This window comes from Enterococcus sp. AZ011 (assembly GCF_050548355.1).
GTDB classification, from domain to species: domain Bacteria; phylum Bacillota; class Bacilli; order Lactobacillales; family Enterococcaceae; genus Enterococcus; species Enterococcus faecalis.
In genome coordinates this window covers 716,912-732,518 of the sequence record NZ_CP172959.1, presented here as the reverse complement: position 1 = coordinate 732,518, position 15,607 = coordinate 716,912, and the positions used below count along the sequence as shown (strand labels likewise).

Here is a 15,607-nt window from a genome sequence, read left to right as displayed (position 1 = left end):
AAATTTTTTGCAGCAGAAAGCTACTTTTTATTTCTGTTTTCCGCAAACCCTTCAGAATTTCTTAATACTGGCTATTTTCCACTTCGTTATTCTTTTTTAGAAGTTCTTCGATTCATTTGTTTCAACACTTATTTTTCTGGCACTGGATATTTCACCGCATTTTTCTTCAACTTTTCTTCGATAATTTCGTCCAAATCAAACCCTAAATTATCAGCCATCATGTAGGAGTAAATGAGAACATCAGCCAATTCTTCTTTGATTCGTTCTTCTTGTTTGATGCCTTCTTCTGCTGTTTTCCATTGAAAAAGTTCTAACAATTCTGCTGCTTCTAAACAAATTGAGAGCGCCAAATCTTTTTCATTATGGTGGGGGCGCCAATTTCTTTCATCACGAAATTGATTAATTTTTGCCATTGTATCCATCTGTTTCCCTGCTTTCTTATTCATTTGATGGCAACTGAAACCCATCGAACGTTTCACCATCATAGTATTTTAATAACTGCTCTCTAGACAGTAATGAGGAGGTTATTTCTTCCTCTTCAACAACTGCTTGATTCTCTTCTCTATACAACAAATAAGCCTGTAAAAGCTGTTGGTAAAGTTTTTTTCGTGAAGAGGCTTCCGCTGAAAGAAACGTTAATTCTTTTAAGTGTCCGCGATAGACAGGCAAATCATCAACAAATTCGATTGGTAATTCTACTACAGTTAACTGAAATTCTTCAAAGACTTCTTCGTACATCTACCATTCCTTCTTTCTGTCGATATTGTTTTGGGGTCATGCCCATTTCTTCTTTAAAACGTTTATAAAAAAAGGCTTTGTCTTGATAGCCGATTCGTTCAACAATCGTTTGAATCGATAAATCTGTTTGCTTCAAGTAGTTTTTCGCCAATTGGATTCGGTAGGCTAAGACAATTTCCGTAAACGTTTTGTTTGTTTTGTCTTTTAAAAAATTCGATAAGTAATTCGGATGAAAATGAAATTTAGCGGCGACTTCTGCTAAAGTGACATGCGCAATCTGTTGCTCAATATACGCTAAAATCACCTCAACACGTTGATGATTCGACAAATAATTATCTTGCATCTTTAAAGCTTCTCTAGGCAGTTGATCTAGTTCCACCACTAGCAAAACAAAGGCCGCTTTGGTCACTTTATTATTAAAATAGGCCATTTTCACAATTTGTTTCAGCAATAATAGCGAATAGACATGAACATCCGAATTTGGCTGGCTGGCAAAAACGAAATATCGAGGAATGTTTTCAAATTCACTGCTAGCAATTTCTGTAAAAAAACGATACATGACTGGTTCTTCCGCCAGCTGATTTAAGAGCGTATCAAGAAAATAGTGCTTTTTAAAATAAAATATAATCATAGACATTCCTTGCCCCTGATAGCTAACCGAGGTGGCCTCATTGACAATCATGACTTGGCCAGCCGAAAACGAACACCTTTGTTGATCCAAATAAGCATTGCCATCTTGCTCTAAACAATAGATCATCCGAATAAATCCTTTCGGAACGTCAATGGTTTCCGAAGATGCCAGCATAAAGCCCGCAATTTCTCGATGTGGATTTTCCTTAAATTGCGCTACTTCATTCTCAAGAGCATTGGTAGTGGTTAAATAACAATCTAAGGTCTCTAAAAACTGATAAAATGCTGCATATTGTTCTTCTTTGCTTGCCAATTAATCACCTCATAATCCAACACTTTTTACTTTACTCCCTCTATTTTTTTCTTTGGCGTTTCCTTCTATACTAGATACATGGTAACACGAAAAAAGAGATTCAACAGTTTTTAGGAGGAATTTTTTATGAAAATTAGTTTTATTGGTGCTGGAAATATGGCATCCGCTATTGCCAAAGGTGCGCTAAAAAAGCAATTTATTGCCGCAGAAGACCTTTATTTTTATGATATTCAAGTCGAAAAAACCGCCGCTTTTGCACAAGAAATTGGTGCACACGCGGTTGCTTCGCCTCAAGAAGCTATTACAGTAGCTGACTTAGTTATTTTAGCAGTGAAACCGCAATTCGTTCAAGCGGCTTTACTTGAAGCAAAAGAAGCAATTTTAGACAAGCAACCGTTAATTGTTTCCATTGCGGCAGGTACGACTATTGCAGAATTGTATCAACTGTTTGAGACTACCCAACCGCTTCGTCTTGTTCGTGTGATGCCCAATATGAATGCGTTGATTGGCGCGGGTGCAGCAGCTGTCTGTGGTAACGCTTTTGCATCCCCTGAAGACATCCAGACTGTTTTATCGTTGTTTCGAGCAGTTGGCCAAGCCTGGGAATTAGAGGAACAGTATTTTTCGATTTTTACTGCTATTGCAGGTAGCACTCCTGCGTATGCTTTCTTATTTATTGATTCGATTGCCCGAGCAGCCGTTAAAAATGGTATGAACAAAGAGTTGGCCTTAGAAATTGCCACACAAGCTGTACTAGGCAGCGCTCAAACTTTGGCAAATAGCACAGAGAATCCTTGGACTTTAATCGACCAAGTCAGTTCTCCTGGTGGAACCACGGTTGCTGGGATTGTCGAATTAGAAAACAATGCGTTTATTTCAACAGTCATCAAAGGGATTGAGGCCACCATCCTTCGGGATCAAGAATTAGCCAAACAAGACTGATAAGAATAATTACATGAGCGAATAAATAAGAAAAAGCGCTGAAAATTCAGCGCTTTTTCTTATTTTAGTTGAATGAGTAAGCCAAAATGATCACTGACTATCGGTGTTTTCCTACCATCAAAAATTACTTCATATTTTTGTACGTGCCACTGTTTTGGAACAAATGCGTAGTCAATCCGCAAGGCTGCTTCATTTTCTTCCCAGCCATCTATTTTTTTCTCTACTGTCGCTTCACCGCTTGTCTCTTCCGCTACAACAAATGCATCTTGAATCGGCAAGTAACTATTTTCCACTAATTGATAGCCAGTTGTACCAGCTGGGTTGTTTAAATCGCCTAAAATGACTAACGGTTGTTGCCCCGTCGCTAAGTATTTCTCTAATTGTAGCCATTCATAGGCAAAACCTGTACAGGGTGTTTCCCACCAAGAAAAGTGACCAGAGACAACAGTAAGCGTACCTTTTGAACTCTCTGTCTCCGCTACTAAGATTTTTCTTGTTCGATAATTCGTTGGTTCTTGGCTTTCTGAAATAAGGAGAGCTTCACTAGTCAACGGACATTTCGAAAGTAGTGCGTTCCCTTCTTCATAAATAGCATAACCAATGTGGCTCATTTCCCAACTCCAATAATAGTGTTGGCCTTTTTCAGCTAGATATTGAACGATTAGATATGCAAAATTATCTTCATGGACCGGTGTTTGGGTCGCCACGGGACAAAAAGTAGTTAACTGTTCTAACGGCACTTTCTTGGAAGCGACTTTCTGATTCACTTCTTGTAAGGCAATTATTTCACTTTCAGAAGATAAAATCACCTTGGCAATCTCCTCTAATTTTTTTAATGGTTCTTCTTCTAACCAGCTATGAGTATTGATTGTTAAAAGATTCATCTTTTCACCTTCTCTTACATGTGATTAGGTCTGTGAGTGGGACAAAAATCACTTTGGATTTTTGCTTCACGCGCAAAACCTGATAAACGGCGGGAACAGAACCAACTCCTTCGGAAATAAGCCGAAATTATCCAAAAATTAAAAAGCAATTTCCGGAAATTCCTTCTTATTTCTCGGAGTTAAACGGTTCTGTCCCGACCTCATACCTAATCATTTAAATTTCAATCTGTCCGATCACAGTCCCCGCAGTGGTGGTTCCTAGTTGATTAATAACTACTTGTTCCACTTTGTCGCTATTTGTAAAGGCGACAATAATCGTTGTTTCTTTGCCAGCTTGTTCAATCACATCCAAGTTCATTTTAGCTAGTTTCGTCCCAGCTTTCAATGATTGTCCTTCTTTAACAAAAGATTCAAAAGCAGGAGTTGCCATTTCAACTGTATCAATCCCCATATGGACAAGTACTTCGATGCCTTCTTCTGTTTGTAGCCCAATCGCATGTTTGCTTGGGAAAACACTTAGGACTTTCCCCGAAATTGGTGCCACCACCTCTCCTTCTAGAGGCTTAACTGCAAATCCATCCCCCATCATTTTTTGTGAAAAGACAGGATCATTGACTTGCGCCATTGGAATAACTTCCCCTGTCGCCACAGCCACGAAATCTTTTTTCTTGCCTAAGAAATTCGTTATTGGCACTCCTGCTGTACTTTCTGCTATAACTGGTTCTGGAATGTCAACGCCGGAAGCTAATAAATCTTCAATATCGGATTTTAAAACATCGGCTTTTGGTCCATAAACGGCTTGAACGCCATTATCTTTCACAATCAAGCCCATTGCACCTGCCCGTTTCCACGCCTCTTCCGAACCGACTTTTTCTCGATCCTTTACACTGACACGTAAGCGTGTCATACACGCATCAACTTCTTTGATATTTTGTTTACCGCCAAGTAAGTAGACAATTTGCGCGATTTGCTGATCGACAACGCCTGAACCAGCCGCGCCAGATGCGATTTCTTCGCCGTTATCATTGTCATAGTTTCCATTTCTTCCAGGTGTTGCGTAATTAAATTTTTTAATTAAGAAATTCGCTAAGAAATAAGTGACAACACCAAAAATGATGACCATTAAAACAAAATTGATTAAATCGCCACCTAAACCAGCTTTTATTGCTAGCGGTGTTCTTGTTAACAATTCAATATTTCCAAACGAATGCACACGCAATGGTAAAATATCAGCCATTGCAAAAGCAGCACCTTGGATTACGGCATAAATCACATAAAGCGGCACTGCAGCAAACATAAACATGAATTCTAACGGCTCTGTCACACCAGTTAAGAAAACAGCTAAAGCAGCAGAAAAATACATTGATTTATATTTAGCTTTTTTATCTGCATCGACATTACGATACATCGCCAAAGCCATCCCCATTAAAATCCCTGAAGAACCAATCATTTGGCCTACTTTGAATCGAGCTGGTGTCCAATTTTCTAAGACAAACTGATACTTGCTCATATCACCAGCACCTTTAAGATTCACTAAGTCTGTTGCCCAAGCCAACCATAAAGGATCTTGACCAAAGACTTGGGTTCCAGCTTGTGCGCCAGATAAAATTTCATACGTTCCACCTAATTGTGTATAGTTGATTGGAATCGTCAACATATGATGTAACCCAAAAGGTAATAACAAACGTTCCAACGTTCCATATAAGAATGGCGCTAAAATAGGTGCACTATCTTGAGATTGCGCAATCCATAACCCAAAATTATTAATTCCCGCTTGAATATTTGGCCAAATAAGTGCTAATGCAATTGAGACAATTGTAGACCACAAAATAACGACAAATGGGACAAACCGTTTACCATTAAAAAATGATAGCGCATCTGGTAATTTCCGATAATTGTAATACTTGTTGTAAGCCATCGCACCGACAAAACCAGCAATAATCCCTACAAAAACACCCATATTTAATGCCGGAGCTTCTAAGACACTTGTAAAGAATCCCTTCACCATAATCTTGGTGCCAAATAAGGTATGCGTGAAAGCTTGTTCATCTGCCAACATTTCATTTGTTACACCAAAAATGGCTCCAGTAATACGGTTGATTAAAACAAAAGAAATCCCCGCTGCAAATGCGCCACCTGCACGATCTTTGGCCCAACTGCCACCTATTGCTAACGCAAATAGTAAATGTAAGTTGCCAATAATTGCCCAACCGATACTCTCTAGAACTCCGCCTGTTGTTACTAACAAACCTAAATTAGGATCGATTAAGGGAAGCGATTTCCCAATACTAATCATTAAACCCGCTGCGGGCATTACTGCCACAACGACCATTAAAGCTTTCCCGAATTTTTGCCAAAACTCAAAACTAAACATTTTTTTCATTCCTGCCACTCCTTACGCAATCGGTTTCGTTATGTTGCCATTATATACTCCTGTTTCCTTTTTGTAAATGCTTTAATTTCAAAAATATTGTGGAAAACAACTCCCTACTACTTAATCCTTTTTTATTTTGTCTTTTGATAAAGCAAATAAAGCTCCTTCTACCCTACCTTTGTTTCAGCTTTTATTCATAAGATTACACTTTTTAAGCATTGACTATTGACTAATGCAATCGGTTGCGTTTATGATAGACCTATCAATAAAATCACTGAGGGGGATTCTCATGAAACAAATCAAACGTTTATTCCAAATTGATCCTTGGAAAATCCGTACTACACACTTAGATAAAGAAAATTTACGGTTACAAGAATCATTAACGAGCATTGGCAATGGCTATATGGGGATGCGGGGAAATTTTGAAGAACACTATTCTGGCGACCACCATCAAGGAACCTATTTAGCAGGTGTTTGGTATCCAGACAAAACACGTGTTGGTTGGTGGAAAAATGGTTATCCTGAATATTTCGGCAAAGTGATTAACGCAATTAATTTCATCGCAATGGACTTACAAATTGATGGACAAACAATTGATTTAGCCACTACACCTTACGAAGATTTTTCTTTAGAATTAGACATGCAAAATGGGGTCCTTTCTCGGCAATTCACCATCCAAACACCGAAGAACAAAGTGCGCTTCTCTTTTGAACGTTTTTTAAGCTTAGAAAAAAAAGAAGCAGCTTACATCCACTTAACAATTGAAATGCTGGAAGGTACAGGCACAATCACTCTTCACTCAAAATTGGATGGCGATGTTCAAAATGAAGACAGCAATTATGAAGAACATTTTTGGGAAGAAAGAGCTATTGAAACACAAGAAACACTTGGCTTTGTTACGACTAAGACCATTCCTAACAATTTTGAAATAGAGCGTTTTACAGTGACTGCAGGTATGCGCCATTTCATCGATGGAGCCTCTGTTGTGCCTACATATACACAACAGCCCTTGGCCTTAACCGCAGAATTGACAGTGTCTTTAAACGAAGGCGAAACGACCGCCATCACAAAAGAAGTGCTTGTCGTTACCAGTCGTGATGTGCCAGAAACGCAACAAATCACACGAGTAAACGAATTATTTGCAGAAATGACTACCTTGTACCCTGAAGCAAAAGCTGGTCAAGCTGCCGCTTGGGCAAAACGTTGGCAATTAGCTGATGTTGTTATTGAAGGAGATGACGAAGCCCAACAAGGCATTCGTTTTAATCTTTTCCAACTTTTCTCAACCTACTATGGTGAAGACGATCGTTTAAATATCGGACCAAAGGGCTTTACTGGCGAAAAATATGGCGGTGCCACATACTGGGATACCGAAGCATATGCTGTCCCACTTTACTTGGCGTTGGCTAAGCCCGAAGTTACTAAAAATCTACTGAAATATCGCCACAATCAATTGCCTCAAGCCATTCATAATGCCCAACAACAAGGGTTAAAGGGTGCGCTTTACCCAATGGTTACTTTTACTGGTGTGGAATGTCATAACGAATGGGAAATCACTTTTGAAGAGATTCACAGAAATGGTGCGATTGCTTATGCGATTTATAATTATGTCAACTATACAGGAGACGAAGACTATCTAAAAGATGCTGGTCTAGAAGTGCTTGTGGCAATCGCTCGTTTTTGGGCAGATCGGGTCCACTTCTCCCAACGTCATAAACAATATATGATTCATGGCGTAACGGGGCCAAATGAATATGAAAATAATATCAACAATAACTGGTATACCAATACCATCGCTGCGTGGGTTCTACGTTACACACGTGAGTCTTATTTAAAATTCCAAGAAGAAACAACGCTCAAAATTGCAGACGACGAATTAGCTAAATGGGCAGACATTGTAGAGAATATGTACTTCCCAGTGGATAATGAATTAGGCATTTTTGTACAACATGACACTTTCTTAGATAAAGATTTAATGCCTGTTTCTGATTTACCACTTAGTGAGCTGCCTTTAAATCAACATTGGTCATGGGATAAAATTTTGCGGTCTTGTTTCATTAAACAAGCCGATGTTCTTCAAGGAATTTATTTCTTTAATGACGCCTTTTCTTTAGAAGAAAAACGCCGGAACTTTAATTTTTACGAACCAATGACTGTCCATGAATCTTCCCTTTCACCAAGCATTCATGCTGTATTAGCTGCTGAATTAGGCATGGAAGAAAAAGCAGTGGAAATGTATCAACGAACAGCGCGCCTTGACTTAGATAATTACAATAATGATACAGAAGATGGCTTACACATTACCTCAATGACTGGTAGTTGGCTAGCGATTGTGCAAGGTTTTGCCCAAATGAAAACGGACCATCAACAACTAAAATTTGCACCCTTTTTACCAGCGACATGGACAGCCTACTCGTTCCACATTAATTACCGGAATCGTTTACTATTTGTTGAAGTTGCAGCAGACCAAGTAGCCTTCACTTTACTCGACGGCCCTGCAATTCCATTAACTGTTTACGATCAAAAACACACATTAAAAGATCGATTAGTTTTACCGATCAGAAAGGAAGAAGTTCATGTTTAAAGGCGTTTTGTTTGATTTAGATGGCGTTATTACTGATACAGCAGAATTTCATTACCACGCTTGGAAAAAATTAGGGAACGAAATTGGAATTTCCATTGACCGTGTTTTCAACGAACAATTGAAAGGTGTAAGCCGTGAAGATTCTCTGCAGTTACTGTTAAAATACGGAAAAAAAGAAGGCACGTTTTCTTCTGAAGAATTTGCCCAGTTAGCGCAACGGAAAAACGATTATTACTTGGAAATGATCCAAGCAATTACGCCTGAAGATGTCTATCCAGGAATTCTTTCTTTATTAACGGAATTACGTGAAGCCAATATTAAAATCGCCTTGGCTTCTGCAAGTAAAAATGGGCCTTTCCTTTTAGAAAAAATGCAATTGACGCCCCTTTTTGATGCCATTGCTAATCCAGCAGACGTCCAGGCAGGCAAACCCGCTCCAGATATTTTCATTTTAGCTGCGAAAGAAATTGATTTGACACCAGCAGAATGTCTTGGCATTGAAGATGCCAAAGCTGGGATTCAAGCGATTCTTGCTAGTGGAGCGCAGCCTGTTGGCGTTGGCCGCAAAGAAGAGTTAGGCGAAGGGTTGCCCATCGTGCCAGAGACGAGCGCTTTAACGTTTGATTACTTAAAAAAAGTGTGGCTTGATCATGAAGGATAATCGTATCACCGTAACCGATATTCCAAACACAAACTTAAAAAAAATTACTTTGAAGAACGACTTTTTAGAAGTCGTTCTTCTCAATTATGGCGCGCGCCTCCATCAACTTTTGATGCCAAACAAAAATAATCATTGGGAAAATATCCTTTTATCGTATGATTCTTATCAAGATGTATTAAAGGATCAAAGCTTTTTTGGCGCCACTGTTGGACCAGTTGCTGGACGCATTCGTAATGGCCATTGGCAAAATGGAATATTAGAACAAAATAGCGACGGTCATCATATCCATGGTGGCTCAAAGGGGTGGTCTTTTCAATATTGGACAGTCGAGCCCTTTGAAAAAAAGGATATCATTGGCGTTGCTTTTCATTTAACCGACACCCTTTCTGGCTATCCCGGACCAATTGAGGCCACCATCACCTACCAGCTAGAGGATAATCATTTACGAATGATCAGTACTGGACGGAGTAAACAGGAAACACTTTTTAATCCTACAAACCACGCCTACTTTAATTTATCTGGCGACGGAAAGTTAGACATTCTGTCACATTTGCTATCTTTGAACTGTCAAGGTATGTTAGAATTAGACGATAATAAGCTGCCTACTGGACGGATTTTACCAGCTTCTGAACTATCCATACGTTTTAATGAACTGACACCTATCGAAACAATCCTCCAACGCTATCCAACTGGGTTAGATGATGTTTTCCCCTTAGTTGGCTCTGACTTAAGACAGCCACAATTATGCTTACAAGAACCTACTTCTGGAAGAAAAATGACGATAGCAACAACGAACCAAAGTATGGTATTATTTTCTACGACTGGTTTTGAGGCTCCTTTTTCTATTAATGGACAAGCGATGCATTCAAACTATGGCTTAGCAATTGAACCACAAGAGTATCCAGACATTGTTCATCATCCTCAGTGGGGCTCTATTTTATTACCAGCTAATAAAAAGCAAACCTACCAAACGGTTTATCAATTTAACCTTCTATAATCACTAAGAAAGGCGTGGCAAAAATGGCAATTACAGTAAAAGATGTCGCTAAGAAAGCGGGGGTTGCAACTTCAACCGTTTCGCGTGTCATTAACGATCATCCTAGTATTTCTGAATCGACAAAAAAGAAAGTGCGAAAAGTCATGGATGACTTAGGCTATGTGCCAAATATGACGGCACGGAATTTGGGTAAACGAATTTCAAGTGCCATTGGCGTAATTTTACCTCCTTTAGATTCGAAAGAACGGTTAGGGAATCCATTTTATTTAGAAATTATGGAAGCCATCAACGAAGAAGCCCGTCTTTACGATATGACTACTGCTATTGCAACTGCCAAAAGTTTTGATGTACTATTAGAAAACGTTAAAAGAATGCATCTTCAAAAACAAGTGGACGGTTTTATTCTTGTGTATTCAGATAGTAAGGACCCCGTCATTGATTACTTATATGAAAACAACATTCCCTTTACTTTAATTGGTCAACCTTACCAACATGAAACGGAAATAGTTTACGTGGATAATGATAATCAATTATTAGGGAAACAAGCGACGGAATTTTTAATTGAAAACGGCCATAAAAATATTTTATTTGTGACCAATACAACGCATGAAAGTTTGTACTTTGAACGTTACTTTGGTTATCAAAAAGCAATGATGATGCAAGGATTAACTGTTTTACCAAGCGTTGCGTTAGAAAAACCTGAAGATTACATGGCTTTTGATGACATTCTTCATCAAAATAATGCCACGGCGTTGGTGGTGATTGATGATATCTTTGCTTTGCGGACGATGCAACTTGCGCAAATCTATGGTTATCAAGTTCCTGAAACGTTATCCATTATTAGTTTTAACAACTCAATCTTTTCAACATTGACACATCCTTATCTAACAAGCATTGACATCGACACGTCAGAATTAGGTCGAATGGCGATGAAAAAATTATATGAATTAATCCATGAAGAATTGACGAATGGTGTCCGTCTCGTTATTCCTCACAAATTAATTAAGCGTGAAACAGTTATTCCTATTCATTAAAAAAGAAGCGTAAGCAGTTTAACACTGCTTACGCTTCTTTCTATGTGTACGCTCTTATTCGTATGTATTACTTTTATAAAATAACTTTTTGCGAAATTTTTTTCCAAAACGTTTCTTCTTTTGCATCAAATTGAGCTGGTTCCCCGTCAGACAATTTTTCATTTAATAATGATAATTTTTCTTGATGTTTTGCATACTCATCTTTTTTTATTAGCTCTAAACGATACGCACGATCCAAGATCGACTCTCGATAGTTAACATTCATTTTCGTTGCCTTCGCCATTTCTTACATTCCTTCCCAAAATAAATTTTCATTTTTTCGTTAAATTCTTCTATAATTATAACAAAAATATCAGAAAAATAAATATGAAACAAACGATAATTGCGAAAATTTTGTTTTTTCATGCAATTATCGTTCGATTATTTAAGAAATTAAAATTATTAACCAATAATTAATCAATCAGCAAACGCATTAAATGAACATCTAAAAATTCACCTTGGTCTGTTTTGGCGCCCCGAGGCATAATTGCCTCTGTTTCAAAACCTAATTTTTTATAGACATGAATCGCTCGTTGATTACGATCCTGTACCGTTAATTCCAAGCGACGAATAACATGACTTTCATGCGCCCAGCGAATAAGTTCTTCCATCAGGATACTGCCCAGTCCATAGCCCCAGTACTGTTTTAAAATACTAATGCCAATTTCACCAATATGCTCCATCCGCTTTTTAGAAGAAGCAGACACAGATGCGGTCCCAATGATCGCTTCTCCCGCTAATGCCACCAATAAAACATTATTTGGCGATTCATAGAGTGTTGCTAGATTTTCAGCCAATTCTGCTGTCGACATAGCCATTCCTCGCTCATCCATTACCAAATAGGGCGTTTCACTCCCAATTTTTGACATCACAGATAGTAATTGATCCGCATCAGTAGGCACTGCTTCTCGAATAGAAAATGTTTGTTCAGTCATATTCGCGAGCCTCCCACGCTTGTAAAATCTCTGCTATTCTTTCTTCTGCCAATGGACCAGTTCCGCGGAATTCAAGAACTCTCTTGTCCACTTCTTGAGAATCTTTATTTAAAATAATTTCTAAATAATCTTCTGGCAATTCTTCTTCAATCAAGCTGCCCCATTCTACAACGGATAGCCCATCTCCTTCAAAATACTCATCTAACCCTAATTCATCCGCACCCTCTTCAACACGATAGACATCCATATGGTATAACGGAAGTCGTCCTTGTGGATATTCTCGGATAATCGTATAGGTGGGACTTTTAATCATTTGGAAAATGCCTAATCCTAAAGCAATCCCTTTCGTCATTGTCGTCTTACCGGCCCCTAAATCACCAGTCAGGACAATTACATCACCAGCTTGTGCCTTTTGTCCAATGATTTTAGCAATTGCTTCTGTTTCCAATGGATTGTTCAGGACAATGTTCATTTTTTTGCCTCCCATCTGCAAGAATCTATGTATGAAAGTATACCGAAAATTCAATAAGTTGACTAGTGGCAGCTTCAAAAAAATAAAGTTGAGGCCCAAGTGTCCTGGGAACCTCAACTTCTACTTTGCTTATTTATCATGCTTCGACATAGTTAATTAGTCGTTCATTAATGTTTGAGCAGCTGTAATGATTGATAATTTATAAACATCTTCTTCGTTTGCACCACGTGATAAATCAGAAACTGGTTTGTTCAATCCTTGTAAGATTGGGCCAATTGCTTCAAAGTTACCTAAACGTTGAGCAATTTTGTAGCCAATATTTCCTGATTGTAAATCTGGGAATACAAAGACTGTTGCTTCTCCAGCAACTTTTGAGTTAGGCGCTTTTAATTGTGCGACAGAAGATACATAAGAAGCATCAAATTGTAATTCACCATCAATCGCATATTCAGGTGCTAATTCTTGCGCAATTTTTGTAGCTTCAGCAACTTTTGTTACTTCTGGTGCTTTTGCAGAACCTTTTGTTGAAAAACTTAACAATGAAACTTTTGGTTCAATGTCAAATAATTCAGCTGTTTTGGCACTATCAACAGCAATTTCAGCTAATTCTTGTGCAGTTGGGTTCACGTTAATCGCGCAGTCTGAGAATAAATATCTTTCTTGGTCACGACCACGAATCATTAAGAAAGCACCACTTGTACGGCTCACGCCTGGTTTTGTTTTAATGATTTGTAACGCAGGGCGAACTGTATCACCTGTTGAGTGGATAGCACCACTAACCATACCATCAGCAATACCCATGTAAGTTAACATAGTACCGAAATAGTTGACATCTTTTAAGATTTTTTCAGCATCTTCTTTAGTAGCTTTTCCATTACGGCGTTCAACAAATGCTTCGACCATTTCATCCCATTTTTCATAATCATTTGGGTTGATAATAATAAAGTTTGATGTGTTGATTCCACGAGCCATAGCAGCATTTGCAATATCTGTTGGATCACCAATTAAGATTGGTTCTACTAATTCATCAGATTTTAAGCGGGCAGCAGCACCTAAGATTCTAGGATCTGTTGCTTCAGGGAAAACAATTTTGATATTACGGCGTACGACTTTAAATTTTAAGCTATCGAATAATTCCACGATAAACCCTCCAGTTTTATATTTACAAAATCCATCATACACTATTCTCAATGAAAATAACAGTTTTTTCTAGCTGTATTAGTCAAAAAAACCAATAATCCGATAAACTTTTCACAAACTAACTCTTCTACACTATAACAGTTTGCACTGTTACATTACACTGTTTCAGGAAGTTGCCAATCAATCGGCGTTTCCCCTAAACGTTCTAGAGCGGCATTCGCTTGAGAAAACGGACGTGAGCCAAAAAAACCACGATGTGCTGACAATGGACTTGGATGTGGCGATTTGATAATCACATGCCGAGTCGTATCAATCATTTTAATTTTTTCTTGAGCTGGACGTCCCCATAAAATGAAAACAACGGGTTTTTCACGCTCATTCAACTTTTCGATAATGACATCTGTCAGTTGCTCCCACCCTTTACCTCGATGGGAATAGGCTTGACCTGCCCGAACGGTCAACACAGTATTTAATAACAACACGCCTTGTTTGGCCCAGCTTTCTAAAAAGCCATGGTTGACGGGTTGGTATCCTAAATCAGCTTGTAATTCTTTGTAAATATTCGCAAGAGATGGCGGCACTTTCACACCTGGCTGGACAGAGAAACTTAGTCCGTGTGCTTGATTGGGTCCATGATATGGATCTTGTCCCAAAATTACTACTTTTACTTCTTCAAAAGGGGTTAGTTCTAACGCTGAAAATAAATGATACATATCTGGATAAATCGTTTGTGTCTGATATTCTTTTTTCAAAAATTCCCGCAATTCTTGATAATACGGTTTTTCAAATTCAGCAGATAAAACGGTTTGCCAACTATTGTGAATAATTTCTTTCATAATGCTCACTCCTTCGCTCTCTAAGCATAACGAATTTCTCCAAACCTGACAAGAAATTTCTGGGTACTTTCTCTTGGAAAAACGTGGTAAACTATAGGTAAGCTTTAAATAGATAATGAGGTGTAGAGAATCGATGATTAAATTAATTGCTTCAGATATGGATGGAACACTTTTAGATGCAAAAATGAGCATCACAAATGATAACACTTCAGCAATTCGCGAAGCGGAACGTTTAGGAATCGAATTTATGGTTGCTACTGGCCGCGCATATACCGAAGCGAAACCCGCGTTAGAAGAAGCTGGAATTGACTGCGCCATGATTACTTTAAACGGCGCCCAAGTGTTCGACAAAGATGGACACTCACTTTTCACGGCTGGGATCGAAAAAGAAACAGTAACAGAAGTACTAACTATTTTGAGTCAACACAATGTTTACTATGAAATCTCTACAAATAAAGGTATTTTTTCTGAACATCAAGAAAAAAGAATTGAAAACTTTGCCGCTCATATTGCAGAATCCATGCCCCATTTAACTTATAAAGTGGCGATTGCCATGGCTTCAGCACACCTATCTTTATTGCATATTACCTATGTTGATCGTTTAGACGACATTTTAAAAGATGATTCGATTGAAGTCCTTAAAATTATTGGCTTCAGTATGGATGGGCCGAAAGTATTAGGTCCTGCTGGGATGGAAGTAGAAGAACTAGATGATTTGGTTGTTACCTCTTCTGCGCTTAATAATATTGAAATTAACCACCGCCTAGCACAAAAAGGGATTGCGGTTGCGCGCGTCGCTAAAGAACGTGGGATTCCCGCTGAACAAGTCATGACTATTGGTGATAATTTAAATGACGTCAGCATGATTCAATGGGCTGGGGTAAGTTTTGCAATGGGCAATGCCGAACTGGAATTAAAAGAATACGCTAAATATGAAACAGCCACTAATTTAGAAAATGGTGTTGGCGAAGCCATCCTGCGTGCAATAAGAGAAGATTTGTAATAAGCACTACCAGTTACAGCACTCA

General features: G+C 38.5%; 16 protein-coding genes. 6 read left to right on the top strand and 10 right to left on the bottom strand.

Annotation, left to right across the window (positions count from 1 at the left end):
- Positions 1 to 128: 128 nt before the first annotated feature.
- From IGL36_RS03565 to IGL36_RS03555, 3 genes are read right to left on the bottom strand one after another with little or no spacing between them, the layout of a single operon-like run.
- A complete protein-coding gene (locus IGL36_RS03565; RefSeq protein WP_002355855.1) occupies positions 129 to 446 on the bottom strand; it encodes a nucleotide pyrophosphohydrolase in 318 nt (105 codons plus the stop codon).
- Positions 439 to 738 (bottom strand): hypothetical protein, encoded by a 300-nt coding sequence (locus IGL36_RS03560; RefSeq protein WP_002355854.1) that lies wholly within the window; start codon positions 736 to 738, stop codon positions 439 to 441. The genes IGL36_RS03565 and IGL36_RS03560 overlap by 8 nt, the downstream gene beginning before the upstream one ends.
- A complete protein-coding gene (locus IGL36_RS03555) occupies positions 719 to 1,681 on the bottom strand; it encodes a helix-turn-helix domain-containing protein (RefSeq protein ID WP_002397927.1) in 963 nt (320 codons plus the stop codon). The genes IGL36_RS03560 and IGL36_RS03555 overlap by 20 nt, the downstream gene beginning before the upstream one ends.
- Before the next feature lie 126 nt (positions 1,682 to 1,807).
- Here IGL36_RS03555 and proC point away from each other — a divergent pair, with 126 nt between their 5' ends.
- Entirely contained in the window at positions 1,808 to 2,623 is an 816-nt protein-coding gene (proC, locus tag IGL36_RS03550) for a pyrroline-5-carboxylate reductase (protein WP_002397928.1), read from the top strand.
- A 59-nt stretch (positions 2,624 to 2,682) separates the two neighbouring features.
- Here the strand turns inward: proC and mapP are convergent, their stop codons facing one another.
- Positions 2,683 to 3,507 (bottom strand): maltose 6'-phosphate phosphatase, encoded by an 825-nt coding sequence (gene mapP / locus IGL36_RS03545; protein WP_002397929.1) that lies wholly within the window; start codon positions 3,505 to 3,507, stop codon positions 2,683 to 2,685.
- A gap of 214 nt (positions 3,508 to 3,721) precedes the next feature.
- Positions 3,722 to 5,890 carry a PTS transporter subunit IIBC gene (locus IGL36_RS03540; RefSeq protein WP_002397930.1) on the bottom strand — a complete coding sequence of 723 codons (2,169 nt, stop codon included), beginning with the start codon at positions 5,888 to 5,890 and terminating at the stop codon, positions 3,722 to 3,724.
- A gap of 280 nt (positions 5,891 to 6,170) precedes the next feature.
- Here IGL36_RS03540 and IGL36_RS03535 point away from each other — a divergent pair, with 280 nt between their 5' ends.
- Genes IGL36_RS03535 through bopD form a run of 4 tightly spaced genes read left to right on the top strand, consistent with a single transcriptional unit; the run spans position 6,171 to position 11,157 of the window.
- Entirely contained in the window at positions 6,171 to 8,465 is a 2,295-nt protein-coding gene (locus IGL36_RS03535; RefSeq protein WP_010716838.1) for a glycoside hydrolase family 65 protein, read from the top strand.
- Positions 8,458 to 9,126 (top strand): beta-phosphoglucomutase, encoded by a 669-nt coding sequence (gene pgmB / locus IGL36_RS03530; RefSeq protein WP_002355844.1) that lies wholly within the window; start codon positions 8,458 to 8,460, stop codon positions 9,124 to 9,126. Before IGL36_RS03535 ends, pgmB begins: the two co-directional genes overlap by 8 nt.
- Positions 9,116 to 10,123: an aldose epimerase family protein gene (locus IGL36_RS03525; protein ID WP_002405005.1), complete on the top strand. Its 1,008-nt coding sequence runs from the start codon at positions 9,116 to 9,118 to the stop codon at positions 10,121 to 10,123. The genes pgmB and IGL36_RS03525 overlap by 11 nt, the downstream gene beginning before the upstream one ends.
- Before the next feature lie 23 nt (positions 10,124 to 10,146).
- Positions 10,147 to 11,157, top strand: coding sequence for a LacI family transcriptional regulator BopD (gene bopD, locus IGL36_RS03520; protein ID WP_002358859.1), 1,011 nt, complete (start codon positions 10,147 to 10,149; stop codon positions 11,155 to 11,157).
- Positions 11,158 to 11,230: 73 nt separating this feature from the next.
- Here bopD and IGL36_RS03515 read toward each other — a convergent pair whose 3' ends face one another.
- The 5 genes from IGL36_RS03515 to IGL36_RS03495 all read right to left on the bottom strand — a co-directional run bounded on the left by IGL36_RS03515 (position 11,231) and on the right by IGL36_RS03495 (position 14,579).
- On the bottom strand, positions 11,231 to 11,440 hold the full coding sequence (locus tag IGL36_RS03515) for a hypothetical protein (protein ID WP_002355840.1): 210 nt from the start codon (positions 11,438 to 11,440) through the stop codon (positions 11,231 to 11,233).
- A 169-nt stretch (positions 11,441 to 11,609) separates the two neighbouring features.
- Complete coding sequence (locus tag IGL36_RS03510; protein WP_002355839.1) at positions 11,610 to 12,131, bottom strand: GNAT family N-acetyltransferase; 522 nt, start codon at positions 12,129 to 12,131, stop codon at positions 11,610 to 11,612.
- On the bottom strand, positions 12,124 to 12,618 hold the full coding sequence (gene tsaE, locus IGL36_RS03505) for a tRNA (adenosine(37)-N6)-threonylcarbamoyltransferase complex ATPase subunit type 1 TsaE (RefSeq protein WP_002397934.1): 495 nt from the start codon (positions 12,616 to 12,618) through the stop codon (positions 12,124 to 12,126). The genes IGL36_RS03510 and tsaE overlap by 8 nt, the downstream gene beginning before the upstream one ends.
- Before the next feature lie 141 nt (positions 12,619 to 12,759).
- Positions 12,760 to 13,743, bottom strand: coding sequence for a phosphate acetyltransferase (pta, locus tag IGL36_RS03500; RefSeq protein WP_002355836.1), 984 nt, complete (start codon positions 13,741 to 13,743; stop codon positions 12,760 to 12,762).
- 155 nt (positions 13,744 to 13,898) lie between these two features.
- Positions 13,899 to 14,579, bottom strand: coding sequence for a uracil-DNA glycosylase (locus tag IGL36_RS03495; protein WP_002363309.1), 681 nt, complete (start codon positions 14,577 to 14,579; stop codon positions 13,899 to 13,901).
- 133 nt (positions 14,580 to 14,712) lie between these two features.
- Between IGL36_RS03495 and IGL36_RS03490 the strand changes: the two genes are divergently transcribed.
- Complete coding sequence (locus tag IGL36_RS03490) at positions 14,713 to 15,582, top strand: Cof-type HAD-IIB family hydrolase (RefSeq protein WP_002386188.1); 870 nt, start codon at positions 14,713 to 14,715, stop codon at positions 15,580 to 15,582.
- Positions 15,583 to 15,607 lie beyond the last annotated feature (25 nt).

What these genes read in the sequence shown, in the direction of transcription:
- IGL36_RS03565 (WP_002355855.1), bottom strand. Translation starts at nt 446, where the DNA reads ATGAATAAGAAAGCAGGGAAACAGATGGATACAATGGCAAAAATTAAT.
- IGL36_RS03560 (WP_002355854.1), bottom strand. Translation starts at nt 738, where the DNA reads ATGTACGAAGAAGTCTTTGAAGAATTTCAGTTAACTGTAGTAGAATTA.
- proC (WP_002397928.1), top strand. Translation starts at nt 1,808, where the DNA reads ATGAAAATTAGTTTTATTGGTGCTGGAAATATGGCATCCGCTATTGCC.
- mapP (WP_002397929.1), bottom strand. Translation starts at nt 3,507, where the DNA reads ATGAATCTTTTAACAATCAATACTCATAGCTGGTTAGAAGAAGAACCA.
- IGL36_RS03540 (WP_002397930.1), bottom strand. Translation starts at nt 5,890, where the DNA reads ATGAAAAAAATGTTTAGTTTTGAGTTTTGGCAAAAATTCGGGAAAGCT.
- IGL36_RS03535 (WP_010716838.1), top strand. Translation starts at nt 6,171, where the DNA reads ATGAAACAAATCAAACGTTTATTCCAAATTGATCCTTGGAAAATCCGT.
- pgmB (WP_002355844.1), top strand. Translation starts at nt 8,458, where the DNA reads ATGTTTAAAGGCGTTTTGTTTGATTTAGATGGCGTTATTACTGATACA.
- IGL36_RS03525 (WP_002405005.1), top strand. Translation starts at nt 9,116, where the DNA reads ATGAAGGATAATCGTATCACCGTAACCGATATTCCAAACACAAACTTA.
- bopD (WP_002358859.1), top strand. Translation starts at nt 10,147, where the DNA reads ATGGCAATTACAGTAAAAGATGTCGCTAAGAAAGCGGGGGTTGCAACT.
- IGL36_RS03515 (WP_002355840.1), bottom strand. Translation starts at nt 11,440, where the DNA reads ATGGCGAAGGCAACGAAAATGAATGTTAACTATCGAGAGTCGATCTTG.
- IGL36_RS03510 (WP_002355839.1), bottom strand. Translation starts at nt 12,131, where the DNA reads ATGACTGAACAAACATTTTCTATTCGAGAAGCAGTGCCTACTGATGCG.
- tsaE (WP_002397934.1), bottom strand. Translation starts at nt 12,618, where the DNA reads ATGGGAGGCAAAAAAATGAACATTGTCCTGAACAATCCATTGGAAACA.
- IGL36_RS03495 (WP_002363309.1), bottom strand. Translation starts at nt 14,579, where the DNA reads ATGAAAGAAATTATTCACAATAGTTGGCAAACCGTTTTATCTGCTGAA.
- IGL36_RS03490 (WP_002386188.1), top strand. Translation starts at nt 14,713, where the DNA reads ATGATTAAATTAATTGCTTCAGATATGGATGGAACACTTTTAGATGCA.